Raw genomic sequence first — 11,667 nt, forward strand, 5'->3', positions numbered from 1 at the left:
GGAGCTCCCCGCCGCCTTGTGCCGTATTGCGCCCCAGCATGACTTCCCAGACCCGCTACTCCGTCAGTCTGTTTGGAGAGTTCCAGCTCGACGGCGCCGACGCGCCCCGGTTCAACGCAAACTCGCCCCGTTTGCAGGCGCTGCTCGCCTGTCTTGTCCTGCATCGCGACGCACCGCAGACACGGCAGCAGCTTGCGGTTCTGTTCTGGCCGGATTCCTCGCAGGCACAGGCGCGTAATGCCCTACGTCAGCTGCTGTTCCAGCTGCGCAAGGCCTGGCCGGAGGCAGATCAGTTCATCCATGCCGATGCCCAAACGGTGCGATGGTTGCCCGATTCGGCGCTCGACCTCGATGTCGCCCAGTTCCAGTCGGCGCTTGCGGCTGCGGCCAGGGCCGCAAGGCACGGCGACCCTGGCGCTGAAGAAGAATCGCTGACGCATGCCGCGCATCTCTATCGCGGTGACCTTCTGGCCAACTGCTACGACGAGTGGATCCACGCCGAGCGCGAAAGGTTGCGCGAACAGTGCATCGCGGCGCTTGCACGCCTCGGTCAACTGAGCGAGGACCGGCGAGACTATGCCAAGGCGCTGAAGTACACACAGCAGTTGCAGCGGCTCGACCCGTGCCGCGAGCCGACCTGCATGGCGCTGATGCGCCTGCATGCGCTGAACCACGACCACGCATCGGCCATGCGCGCCTATCAAACGTGCGTGGAAACGCTCGCGCGCGAATTGGGTGTCCTGCCTGGCGAACCCATGCGCGAGGCCTATGCGCGGCTGGCAGGGCAGGGCGCGTCCATGCAGCGCCAACGCCCGCGGGAGGCGATGCTGCCCATGATTGGCCGGCATGGCGAATGGCGCCGGCTGCTTGAGGTCTGGCAGCGTACCCAACTGGGCGACAAGCAGTTTGTGCTGATCCTGGGCGAGGCCGGTATCGGCAAATCGCGCCTGGCAGAGGAACTGCTGGTCCATCTGTCCGAGCAAGGCATCACTGTCGCGCATTCGCGCGCCTATGCGGCCGAGGGTCAGCTCGCGTTTGCGCCGGTGACCGGCTGGCTGCGCAGCGCTGCCCTGAGCGGCGCAATCGGCAAGCTCGACAGACTGTGGCTGAGCGAGGTCACGCGACTGTTGCCCGAACTCCTCACGCAGCAATCCGGACTATCGCCGCCGTCGCCGCTGACCGAGTACTGGCAACGCCAGCGGTTCTTCGAGGCGCTGGCGCGAGCCGTGCTTGCACAAGGCGGGCCGCTGCTGTTGCTGCTCGACGACCTGCAATGGTGCGACGGCGAGACGCTCGAATGGCTGCGATTCCTGATGCGCTTTGACGCGACGGCAAGGGTGATGGTGGTCGCAACGGCGCGGCCCGAGGAAATCATGCCGCGACATGCTGCGAACCGGTTGCTGGACGCACTGCGCCGCGACGACCAGTTCGTCGAGATTCCATTGGGGAGTCTGGATGCCGCCGAGACGGCAAAGATTGCGGCCCAGATCCTGGACCGGCCGCTGGCCGACACGGAAGCTACCCGGCTGTTTGAAGAGAGCGAGGGCAACCCGCTGTTTGCGGTCGAGATGACGCGGGCCCGCTCCGACACCGTGCCGGTCGGCAACACACAGGGCGGCATGGCATCGAAGTTGCCGCCCAAGGTCTACACCATCATCTCGAACCGGCTGGCGCAGCTTCCGCCGGAAGCCCGCGATATGGTCGGGGTGGCTGCAATCATTGGCCGGGCATTCACGACCGACATCCTCGCCCAGGCCAGCGACCTCGACGAGGATGCCCTCGCTGGCGCGCTGGACGAGTTGTGGCAGCGGCGCATCGTGCGCCAGACCGACAGTGGTGGCCTGGCCTTCGACTTCAGCCATGACAAGATCCGCGACGTTGCCTACGCCGAAGTCAGTCCGCTGCAGCGCCGCCGCCTGCATTTGCGCGTGGCGCGAGCGCTCGAGGGGGCGCCAGGCGAAGCGCCCGATGCGGCAAGCGCGCAGATCGCCTGGCACTATGAGCAGGCGGGCCAGCCAGCCCAGGCGGCGGCATTCTATCGGCGCGCGGCCGGTGTTGCGCAGCGTGTGTATGCCTATGACGACGCCATGGCATTGCTGACGCGAGGGCTGGTGCAAGCGGAGCAGATTGCCGATCCGCATGAGCGCGCCAGTCAGTCGCTGGCCCTGCAGCTCGACCTTGCGCCACCGATTCGCATCGCCCGTGGTTGGGCCGCTCCTGAACTGGACGCGCCGCTGCGACGCGCGGTGGAACTGAGCCGGCTGGTGGGGGACAGCAATCAGCAGGCCCGCGCCCAGGTCAGCCTGTCATTTTTCCTGGCAGTGCGTGCAGAACTTGCACAGGCACGCAGCCTGAGCGAGGAGGTGCTTGCAGGCATGGGGAAGCCCGGTTCGGGCACCTACTCGGTGATGGCATGGACGAGCATCATGGGCAGCCTGGTCCAGCAAGGCGACTGGCTCGCTGCCGAGCCGGCGTATCAACGCGCGCACGCTGCCTATGACGAAGCCCAGCATGCCGAGCATGCGTCCCTGATGGGCGGTAACTTCGGCGTGCTGGCTGCCGCGTGGTCGGCGCACGCACTGTGGTTCCGCGGGCTTGCCGATCAGGCTCTTCAACGTGGCCACGAAGCACTCGAGATAGCGAACCGGGTAGCGCACCCGTTCTCCCGGGCGCTTGCGCTGTCCTATCTGGCGACACAGCATGCGCTGCGAGGCGAGCACGGTCTCACGCTCGACTATGCCCGCCAGGCGCACGAGATCGCCGAGCAATACCACGTAGGCTACTACCTCGCCTGGGCAGACATGCTGCTCGTCTGGGCGAACGCGAAGCAGTCGCCGGGTGCCGAAGCCGTAGTGGCCATGCGGGCGGCTCTCGAAGCCTTTCACGCGACGGGCGCACGCCTGCGTCTGCCGCTCTATCTGGGCATGCTGGCCGAATGTCTCGGCGACGTGGGAGAGACCGAGAGTGCGTTGGCGGCTCTGGACCAGGCGTTCGAATGTGCCAGTCGAACTGACGAGCACTGGCTGGACGCCGAACTGTACCGTCTGCGCGGCGACTTGCTGCTGCGCAGCAGCGCCAACGTCGCCGAAGCCGAGTCATCGTTGACCAGGGCGATCGAGATCGCCACGGCCCAACGCGCCCTCCCGCTTGAACTGCGTGCCACGCTGTCATGGGCGGCACTGCGTGCCGCGCAAGGGCGCGTCGCTGCGCACGAGGTGATCGCCGCGCCGCTTGCGCGATTCACGGAAGGCTTCGATCAGCCCGACATCGTCACGGCGCGGGCGTTACTCGCGCGTTAGTCTCCGCGCGACCGCCGCGCTCAGGTCGGGGGACAGAACCCCCATGTAACGGCGCACCTAACGCTTTCGAAACGCCGAGGTTGCTAAAACTCCTGCATACCAGCCGGACAGGAGGCAACCATGGAAACTTCGATGAGCGAAACCGTCGCCACCGCACTCAAGGCGAACTTTCGCGGACAACTGATTCAGCCGGGCGACGCGGCTTACGATCAGGCACGTACCGTGTACAACGGCATGATCGACAAGCGTCCTGCGATCATCGCGCGCTGCGTCGATGTCGCGGACGTCGTTGCGGCGGTGAACGCGGCGCGCGACAGCGGGATGCTGCTGGCCGTGCGTGGCGGTGCGCACAATGGCGCCGGGCTCGGCACCTGCGACGGCGGGCTGGTCATCGACCTGTCGCCCATGAAGGGCGTGTTTGTCGATGGCGGCCGCAAGACGCTGCGGGTGGGCGGTGGCTGCACCTGGGGCGACGTGGATCACGCCGCCAGTGCCTACGGGCTGGCGACGCCAAGTGGCTTCATCTCGACAACGGGCGTGGGCGGGCTGACGCTCGGCGGTGGCATCGGTTATCTCAGCCGCGCCTACGGCCTGACGATCGACAATCTGCTCAGCGCCGAGGTCGTGCTGGCTGATGGGCGCATCGTCACCGCTAGCAACGAGGAAAACGCCGACCTGTTCTGGGCATTGCGCGGCGGCGGCGGCAACTTCGGCGTGGTGACGTCGTTCGAATTCAAGGCGCACCCCGTTGCCACGGTTTATGGCGGCCCGATGTTGTGGCCGATGGAGCAGGCACGCGAGCTGATGGCATGGTGGCGCGATTTCATCCTGAACGCGCCGCAGCAGATCAATGGCTGGTTCGGCTTCGTCACGGTACCGCCTGCACCGCCGTTCCCGGAGGAAGTTCACCTACAGAAGATGTGCGCCGTCGTGTGGTGCTACACCGGGCCGCTGGATGAGGCCGATACGCATTTCCGTACGATTCGCGAGGCCATGCCGCCCGTAGTGGACTTTGCCGGGCCGATCCCCTGGCCGGTCCTGCAGAGCCTGTTCGACGGACTGTATCCGGCTGGCCTGCAGTGGTACTGGAAAGCCGACTTCGTCAGCGACCTCAGCGACAAGGCGATCGATCTGCACATCAAATATGCGCAGCAGTTGCCGTCGATGCACTCGACCATGCACCTGTATCCGATCAATGGCGCAGCGCATCGAGCCGGTTGCGACGACACGGCCTTCAGCTACCGCGACGCCAATTTTGCGAGCGTGATTGTCGGCGTGGATCCCGACCCGGCCAACAACGACCGCATCGTGCAGTGGGCAAAGGACTACTGGCTAGCCCTGCATCCGTACTCCGCGGGCGGCGGCTACATCAACATGATGATGGACGAGGGCAATGACAACGTGAAGGCGTCCTATCGCGACAACTACGCGCGGCTGGCGCAGATCAAGCGCAAGTATGACCCGGCCAACCTGTTCCGCGTGAATCAAAACATCAAGCCAGCCTGAAGCAACACGATGGCACATGGGGCGCAGGTATTCCTCGCGCCCTGCGGAAGGAGATTTTCATGAACGGCTTGTTGTGCGTCGGATTTGCAGCGTTGATGCTGGCGTGCACCGGTTGCCGCGACACCGGGGCCGATGCGGATTACCCCAGCGATAACGCCATGACCGCGATCGCGGGCACCGGCGAACTGGCAAATGGAGACCAGCATTCGCTGTACCTGTTGCGCTAAGGCGGGGAGGCGCTCCTTTCCCTATTCGCAACCACTGACTCAGAAGTCCGGGCCTGCGCCGCAGCCACACCAAGCGGCCGGCCCACGCCAGGCAACGGCTTGCACGGCAGAGGCGATCCCGTGCGGCACGTGTCGTTTCGTCCGATCGCCTGCACGAGGAGTGCCGCCGCGGCAGCGCCGCCGACACCCATGTTGGAGATTGCCATGCACAAAAATCTTGCCAGGACCCTTCTTGCCACCGTTGCACTGATTGCCGGCTTCAGCCAGAGCGCCCATGCCGGCGGCTATGCTGATGCACTGATCGTTGGCGCGCCGAGTCACAACGGCCCGCGCGATCCCTATACCGATGGGGCGCGCATCGGTGCGCGCGATCCCTTCACCGACGGTGCGCGCATGGGTTCGCGTGACCCCTTTACGGATGGCGCTCGCATCAGTTCGCGTGATGGCTTCACCGACGGCGGGCACAGCGATGTGCACGGCGGCGGGGCATGACTCTCCCAAGCCAAGCCAACAGGGCGTCCTTTCAAGGCCGCTTCGCTGTCCAGGCGCGGATCTAGGGCAGATGCCTGCCGGGCAGCGGGACGGCCGGCGCGCGCGCACCGGCCCGGCCCGGTTGCTGGCCGACGGTGGTGGGGGTTCGACCCTGGACTGCCTTGCCGTCCCGGCTGTCCGCCGTAAAGCCACGGTTGCGGCTCGCATGTCCCGGCTCGGAGAACGCGCCGATCCTGATCTCTTCGCCCATCCCACCGACGGCACGCTGCGCATGCGCGGTGCCTGCGGTTGCCAGCACAGCCATTGCCATCAGGGTAAGCGTTTGGATCTTCTTCATACATTCTCCGGCCTCAGGCCTCGTGGGTCAGTGGCCAGCTTGGGCCGTTGGCTGCGGAGGTTAATGCAAACCGATCTCACCATCTGTAATGGTTTGTTAATGGACGAGCACACGCCCCGGGTGTCGTGTCAGCCACATGCTATTTTCGGCGCACCAGCGGCGTACCGCGCCAGCATGCACGGTACAGCATGCGTGCCGCTTGTCGGGTTCGCTGACCTCGGCTAGCCTGCTACCCATACCGATTCTTCGCTGCGTTGCGACACCTATTCGATGCGAGAACGCTCGACCACCCGGGGCAAGGCGCTGCAGCGCCTGCGCCAGGTCTTTTCCCCCTTGAACCTGGGCGCGGCGGCGTGGCTGATTGCAACGTGGTCATTCGCGGCGTTTCAACTCGTGAGCGAGCGGGACCGGTTGCTGCACGACGCTGCCGACCGTACCCAGGCAGAGGCTCTGGCGTTCGGCGCGTACTCCAAGTCCAGCATCCTGCGGCTGTCCGAGTTCCTCCTTGACCTGCGGGCCAGTTGGCTGGCCGGTCAGACGGGCTTCATCGACATGGTGCGTGAGCGGGAGAACCTGGTGGTCGATCTCACGTTCCAGGTCGCCGTGATCGACAAGCATGGCTTGCTCGTCTACTCATCTATCGCCCCGCCCGCATCCGGCGAGAAGGTTGACCTGAGCGGGCGCGAGCATTTCCGGGTCCATCAGGACGCGGGCGGCCGCGACATGCTGTTTATCAGCGACCCGGTGAAGGGCAAGGTCTCGGGCAAATGGTCGATCCAGTTCACGCGCCCGATCCTGCGCGAGGGCAGCTTCGACGGGGTCATCGTGGTCTCGGTCAGTCCGGAGCAGTTCGCCAGCTTTGCGCAGACGTTCACTAACCGCGATGGCGAAGTGGCGTCGGTCATCAAGAGTTCGGGCCAGGTCATTGCGCGCGTACCGAGCCTGGAGGGCTCACTGGCAAGGGCGGTCACCAACAGGCCCTATCTCGCCAGCGGGTCGCCCCAGTCTGGTAGTTATCGCGCGGTATCGGGCTCCGAAGGCGTGGAACGGGTCTTTGGCTATTACCGCATGCCGGAGTTCGGACTCAATTTCGTAGTGGGCGAGTCGGTGGGCCTGGTGCTGGCTCCCTACGAGGTCTATCGCCGCATTGCGTTGGCCGGCGCCATGGCTTCCACGCTGCTGGTCGGACTGTTGTACTACAGCCTGCGTCGCTCCATGGTGGAGCGACGGCGCCATCTGGAGGAGATGCGGCTGGCGGCGCTGGTCTATTCGTCGAGCAGCGAGGCCATGATGGTGACCTCCGTCGACGGCACCATCATCGACGCGAATCCCGCCTTTGCGGCTGCCACCGGCTATACGGTCGAGGAGATCAAGGGCCGCTCTGGCTACAGCATTAGCGGAGCCGGCAATGCGGCAGGGCTGGTCGAACGCCTGCGGGCTACCTTGGGCGCCAAGGGCAGATGGAGCGGCGAATTCTCGATCCGCCGCAAGGACGGCAGCGAGTTTCCCGCCTACCTGACCGTTGATACCTACCTGGCACACCAGTACGGCGAGCACCGCCGCGTCGCGCTGATCCATGACATGACCGAAAAGCGCCAGGCGGAAGAAGTCATCCGGCACCAGGCGAATTTCGACGCGCTCACGGACCTGCCCAACCGCCGCCTGTTCTTCGAGCGGCTGGAGCAGGAAATCGAGCGTTCGCGCGGCACGCAGGATGTGCTGGCGCTGCTGTTCATCGACCTGGATCGGTTCAAGGAGGTGAACGATACCCTTGGCCACGACCAGGGCGACCTGTTGCTGCTGGAGGCGGCGCGGCGCATCGCGGCATCGGTGCGCGCGTCGGATACCGTCGCGCGGCTTGCCGGGGACGAGTTCACCGTGATCCTGCCCGCAGTCGGCGATGCCGGCGTTGCCGGCGGCATCGCCGAGGCGATCCTGCAGCAGATTGCCGCGCCTTACCGCCTGGCCGGCGAGCTGGTGGTGGTGTCGGCCAGCATCGGCGTGGCGACCTACCCCAAGGACGCCGACAATGCCGAGGCGCTGCTGGTGTACGCCGACCACGCGATGTTTGCCGCCAAGGAGGAGGGGCGCAATCGCTGGAAGATCTTCACCCAGGCGCTGCTGCAGGCAGAGAGGGAACGCCTGCGTATCACGCAGGACCTGCGCACGGCGCTGGCGTCCGAACAATTCGCGCTGCACTACCAGCCCATCGTTGATCTGCGCACGGGCAAGGTCTGCAAGGCCGAGGCCCTGATTCGCTGGAACCATCCGGTGCGCGGGCCGATCCACCCGGTCGATTTCATTGCCGTTGCGGAGGAATCCGGCCTCATTATCGACATCGGCCGCTGGGTGCTGACGGAAGCGCTGCGCCAGCTTGCGCGCTGGCACGTATTGCTAGGCAAGGATTTCCAGATCTCGGTCAACAAATCCCCAATGGAGTTCTGCGCGCCTTCAAGCGGACCCGAGTCCTGGTCCAGCATGATCGAGCGCAGGAACGTGCCGGTGGGCAGCCTCGTCATCGAGATCACTGAAAACTCGCTGATGGAGCAGAACGCCGATGTCATGGATCAGCTCTCCCGCTTTCAGGCGGCCGGCATCGAAATTGCGCTCGACGACTTCGGCACCGGCTACTCCTCCTTGTCGTACCTGCGGCGCCTGGACATTGACTACATCAAGATCGACCGGTCCTTCATCCGCTCGCTGACGCGCGGTCCGGACGACGTGGCCCTGTGCCGCGCCATCATCAACATGGCGCACGCCCTGCGCATCCGTGTGATCGCCGAGGGCGTCGAGACCCAGTCGCAACGCGACATCCTGCTCGCTGCCGGCTGCGACTACGGGCAAGGCCACTTCTTCTGTCCTCCGGTAGAGGCCAGCGCATTCGAGGCGTTCGTGAGCGCCGTGACCTGAGGTGAACGGCGCCCCGGTGCTGTGGTGCCGTGGTGCCTGACGGCGCACATATGCTGCCGGCCATTGTCCATAAAGCGGGCATTGTGACGTTCCGCGCGCGAAGCTTCCGCGAAATGAAAAATCTAGACTTCAAATGGAAGGCTGGCAACGGCAAATCTCACATTTTCCATCAGGTTCGATCGCCAATTGCGCCCGGCATCTCAAAGGTGCACTTCAGAAGGAGAGTGCAATGTCAACGAAGCGCAGGGATTTCATGGAAACGTGTATGGTCGGATGCGGCCTGGTACTCGCCGAATCTTTCCTGTCCAATGGCTTGGCCGCGACGCAAGAGAAAAAGGTAACGGCAAACGAAGATCTCATGCGCGAGCACGGCGTCCTTCGCCGGGCACTATTGGTCTATGGCGCTGCGGCCGACCGCTTGATGCAGCAACCCGCCTCGCTCCCGGCCCATGCACTGGCGAGAACCGCCCGGCTGTTCCGGACATTCGGGGAGGACTACCACGAGCGCAGGCTGGAAGAAAAGATCATCTTCCCGGCGATACGCAAACTCGAGGGGCCGGTTTCCCGCTACGCCGATGTCCTGCAGCAGCAGCATGATCGGGGACGGGATCTCACCGATTATGTCCTTCGTGTTGCGCAGGGCGGAAATGTTGCCGGCAGCAACGCTGCGCCGCTTGCCGCGGCACTACGGGAGTTCAATTTGATGTATGCACACCATGCCGCCCGCGAAGATACCGTAGTCTTCACGGCATGGAAAAATTCCTTGTCGCAGAAGAACTATGAAGAAGCAGGGGAGGAATTCGAAAAAATCGAAAAAAAGGTATTTGGCCATGATGGCTTCGATTACGCTTCGAAGGAGATCGCGAGTATCGAGGATGAGATGGGTTTGTCTGATATTGGCCGGTTCACCATGAACAAGCCGCCGGAAAACAAAAAATAGATGGCGTGAAGTCAATGTGCCCACCTCAAGACACGCAACTGACCACCCCAAAGGAGACGGAGGCACAAATGAATGAGGTATCACTGACGATTCCGGAAATAGGGTTGATTGCCGGAACACGAGCGGCGGGCGCAGCAGGACTGGCGCTGTTGCTCAGCAACCGAATGAACCCCGAACAGCGCCGCGCCATCGGCTGGACGCTGCTTGCCGTAGGGGTCGTAACTACAGTGCCGTTACTCGCCCAAGTGCTCGGAAAGCGCCAGGCATACAAGTGCCACGACGACAGCTGACGTCAATGCAAATGCCCGCCGAAAAGCCCTAGTACGCCAATGACGATCAGGTAAATGGCGACGATGTAGTTAAGCAGCCGGGGCATGATGAGAATCAGGATTCCGGCAATCAAAGAGATCAGCGGGCCGGCACTGGTGATGAAGTTCATGATAGTTCCCTGGAATGTGAGCGGACGGTCCGGCCGATGGCCGCTCGTGTCGCCTAATCCGCTCACCCCCTCTATGTGAGGCGGCAGGCGAGCTCAGACACCGTCCGTGCCATCCTCCGTTTCCAGCAAATGTCGCACCAGCATCTGCGACGCCACGGGTAAGGCATCCATGGAGCGCACGGCCAGCAGGAACTCGCGCCTCGCCAGCGCATCGCTGAGCGGCACGATGCATAGCGGCATCGTGGCGCAGTTACGCTGTGCGATCGCCTCCGGCAGTATGCCGATGCCGAGTCCGGCGCTAACCATCACGCACAAAGCGTCGAAACTCGTTACCCGGATACGCAGTTTCAACGGGCAATGCAAGTCTTGCGCGGCACGCAGCAGCGCGACGTCGATGGCACTTCCTGTGTGCATGCTGACGAGTTCGTGATCGAGCAGGTCTCGAAGGGCAACGTGGGGCCGATTCCCGAGCACATGCCCATGCGGTGTGACCACGACGAGCCTGTCCTTGCGGAACGGGAACGTCTGCAACCCAGGCACGGGCATGACCGGCAGGTAGATGCCGATGTCGGCGGCGTTCTCGGCAACAGCCTTTGGCACCAGTGTGCTGGTCTTTTCCTCCAGCTGCAGCTGGACCGTTGGGTATCGTGCCGAAAACGAGTGAAGCGGTTCGGCGAGGAACTGGAGAATGGCTGAGAGGCTCGAGCAGATGCGCACCAGTCCGCGTACACCCACGGCAAAGCTCTGCATCTGCACCAAGACCTGGTCCAGCTCATGCAGGGCACTGCGGGCGAGCGTCAACAACGCCTGGCCGGCTGGAGTCGGTTCCACGCCCTTGTTGGTGCGCACCAGCAGCTGCGTCTGAAGCTGGGCTTCAAGGTCGCTCAAGCGCTTGCTGACAGCCGCTGCGGAAATGTGTTCGCGCTCTGCGGCGGCGGCGATCGTCCCATGCTCCACGACGTGGATGAAGAGCTCAAGCGAAAGCGGGTCAAGCTGGCTCATGGGGATGTCGTTTGCTCCACGTAGAGGAGCCGTACTGCCCTCAGTTTTCGTTATGGCGGCATCGCAAAGCAATGCTTTGCGCAGGCGTCCACCTTGTCCAGAATAGCAACCTGTCCGGACGGCGCTGTCTGGGCGGCACGGTCTGCCAACGTGCCGATGCGCCGTCGGGGTTCCAGGTGCGCGTGGGACGCCACCGGGACTGCGAGATGATTTGACCTATGGCCGCACATGCCCGGTTGTGCCGCCCGAAAGCTAGATCGGAGACGCAATGCTCAGTCACCATGAAATCTCGGCACTGATTCTTGTGCGGAACGCGCCATACCATGCGACCGACGCTCTGGAACTGGAGGGGCTGGCGAATAAAGGCATGATCGAATGGGTGCGGCGCGGCATCACCCAGCGTCGGCCGTGCCTGACGGCCCTCGGGGAACGGTTCTACAGCAAGGTGGTGACGCCGTTGTACGCGGCGGCATAACGTACGACACGACCCACCTAGCCAGAATCCGGGCACCGCT

11 protein-coding genes are annotated in these 11,667 nt (G+C 63.9%); 8 read left to right on the top strand and 3 right to left on the bottom strand.

The window, feature by feature from the left end:
• Positions 1 to 38: 38 nt before the first annotated feature.
• From ACIGJG_RS08430 to ACIGJG_RS08445, 4 genes are all read left to right on the top strand, one after another.
• Positions 39 to 3,299 (top strand): AfsR/SARP family transcriptional regulator, encoded by a 3,261-nt coding sequence (locus ACIGJG_RS08430; RefSeq protein WP_483673020.1) that lies wholly within the window; start codon positions 39 to 41, stop codon positions 3,297 to 3,299.
• Between the two features lie 120 nt (positions 3,300 to 3,419).
• Positions 3,420 to 4,805: an FAD-binding oxidoreductase gene (locus ACIGJG_RS08435; protein ID WP_011297801.1), complete on the top strand. Its 1,386-nt coding sequence runs from the start codon at positions 3,420 to 3,422 to the stop codon at positions 4,803 to 4,805.
• A gap of 59 nt (positions 4,806 to 4,864) precedes the next feature.
• On the top strand, positions 4,865 to 5,032 hold the full coding sequence (locus ACIGJG_RS08440) for a hypothetical protein (RefSeq protein ID WP_483673021.1): 168 nt from the start codon (positions 4,865 to 4,867) through the stop codon (positions 5,030 to 5,032).
• Positions 5,033 to 5,236: 204 nt separating this feature from the next.
• On the top strand, positions 5,237 to 5,524 hold the full coding sequence (locus ACIGJG_RS08445) for a hypothetical protein (protein ID WP_483673065.1): 288 nt from the start codon (positions 5,237 to 5,239) through the stop codon (positions 5,522 to 5,524).
• Between the two features lie 61 nt (positions 5,525 to 5,585).
• Here ACIGJG_RS08445 and ACIGJG_RS08450 read toward each other — a convergent pair whose 3' ends face one another.
• The gene (locus ACIGJG_RS08450; RefSeq protein ID WP_483673022.1) at positions 5,586 to 5,861 is read right to left on the bottom strand and encodes a hypothetical protein; all 276 of its coding nucleotides are present in this window, start codon (positions 5,859 to 5,861) and stop codon (positions 5,586 to 5,588) included.
• Positions 5,862 to 6,131: 270 nt separating this feature from the next.
• On the opposite strand from ACIGJG_RS08450, the gene ACIGJG_RS08455 reads away from it, so the two are divergent.
• From ACIGJG_RS08455 to ACIGJG_RS08465, 3 genes are all read left to right on the top strand, one after another.
• Entirely contained in the window at positions 6,132 to 8,771 is a 2,640-nt protein-coding gene (locus tag ACIGJG_RS08455) for a bifunctional diguanylate cyclase/phosphodiesterase (RefSeq protein WP_140950517.1), read from the top strand.
• Positions 8,772 to 9,000: 229 nt separating this feature from the next.
• Positions 9,001 to 9,711 (top strand): hemerythrin domain-containing protein, encoded by a 711-nt coding sequence (locus ACIGJG_RS08460; protein ID WP_483673023.1) that lies wholly within the window; start codon positions 9,001 to 9,003, stop codon positions 9,709 to 9,711.
• Between the two features lie 68 nt (positions 9,712 to 9,779).
• Positions 9,780 to 10,001 (top strand): hypothetical protein, encoded by a 222-nt coding sequence (locus ACIGJG_RS08465; protein WP_041679595.1) that lies wholly within the window; start codon positions 9,780 to 9,782, stop codon positions 9,999 to 10,001.
• A gap of 2 nt (positions 10,002 to 10,003) precedes the next feature.
• Here the strand turns inward: ACIGJG_RS08465 and ACIGJG_RS08470 are convergent, their stop codons facing one another.
• Together ACIGJG_RS08470 and ACIGJG_RS08475 are read right to left on the bottom strand one after the other, a co-directional pair.
• Positions 10,004 to 10,150 (bottom strand): DUF3096 domain-containing protein, encoded by a 147-nt coding sequence (locus tag ACIGJG_RS08470; protein ID WP_011297807.1) that lies wholly within the window; start codon positions 10,148 to 10,150, stop codon positions 10,004 to 10,006.
• A 93-nt stretch (positions 10,151 to 10,243) separates the two neighbouring features.
• Positions 10,244 to 11,152, bottom strand: a complete 909-nt coding sequence (locus ACIGJG_RS08475; protein ID WP_011297808.1) for a LysR family transcriptional regulator — start codon at positions 11,150 to 11,152, stop codon at positions 10,244 to 10,246.
• Between the two features lie 268 nt (positions 11,153 to 11,420).
• Here ACIGJG_RS08475 and ACIGJG_RS08480 point away from each other — a divergent pair, with 268 nt between their 5' ends.
• On the top strand, positions 11,421 to 11,627 hold the full coding sequence (locus ACIGJG_RS08480) for a hypothetical protein (RefSeq protein ID WP_041679596.1): 207 nt from the start codon (positions 11,421 to 11,423) through the stop codon (positions 11,625 to 11,627).
• Positions 11,628 to 11,667 lie beyond the last annotated feature (40 nt).

This window comes from Cupriavidus sp. C1SS-2L, assembly GCF_057073735.1.

Excerpts from the sequence above, each read along its gene's own strand:
- ACIGJG_RS08430 (WP_483673020.1), top strand. The coding sequence starts at position 39 with ATGACTTCCCAGACCCGCTACTCCGTCAGTCTGTTTGGAGAGTTCCAG.
- ACIGJG_RS08435 (WP_011297801.1), top strand. The coding sequence starts at position 3,420 with ATGGAAACTTCGATGAGCGAAACCGTCGCCACCGCACTCAAGGCGAAC.
- ACIGJG_RS08440 (WP_483673021.1), top strand. The coding sequence starts at position 4,865 with ATGAACGGCTTGTTGTGCGTCGGATTTGCAGCGTTGATGCTGGCGTGC.
- ACIGJG_RS08445 (WP_483673065.1), top strand. The coding sequence starts at position 5,237 with ATGCACAAAAATCTTGCCAGGACCCTTCTTGCCACCGTTGCACTGATT.
- ACIGJG_RS08450 (WP_483673022.1), bottom strand. The coding sequence starts at position 5,861 with ATGAAGAAGATCCAAACGCTTACCCTGATGGCAATGGCTGTGCTGGCA.
- ACIGJG_RS08455 (WP_140950517.1), top strand. The coding sequence starts at position 6,132 with ATGCGAGAACGCTCGACCACCCGGGGCAAGGCGCTGCAGCGCCTGCGC.
- ACIGJG_RS08460 (WP_483673023.1), top strand. The coding sequence starts at position 9,001 with ATGTCAACGAAGCGCAGGGATTTCATGGAAACGTGTATGGTCGGATGC.
- ACIGJG_RS08465 (WP_041679595.1), top strand. The coding sequence starts at position 9,780 with ATGAATGAGGTATCACTGACGATTCCGGAAATAGGGTTGATTGCCGGA.
- ACIGJG_RS08470 (WP_011297807.1), bottom strand. The coding sequence starts at position 10,150 with ATGAACTTCATCACCAGTGCCGGCCCGCTGATCTCTTTGATTGCCGGA.
- ACIGJG_RS08475 (WP_011297808.1), bottom strand. The coding sequence starts at position 11,152 with ATGAGCCAGCTTGACCCGCTTTCGCTTGAGCTCTTCATCCACGTCGTG.
- ACIGJG_RS08480 (WP_041679596.1), top strand. The coding sequence starts at position 11,421 with ATGCTCAGTCACCATGAAATCTCGGCACTGATTCTTGTGCGGAACGCG.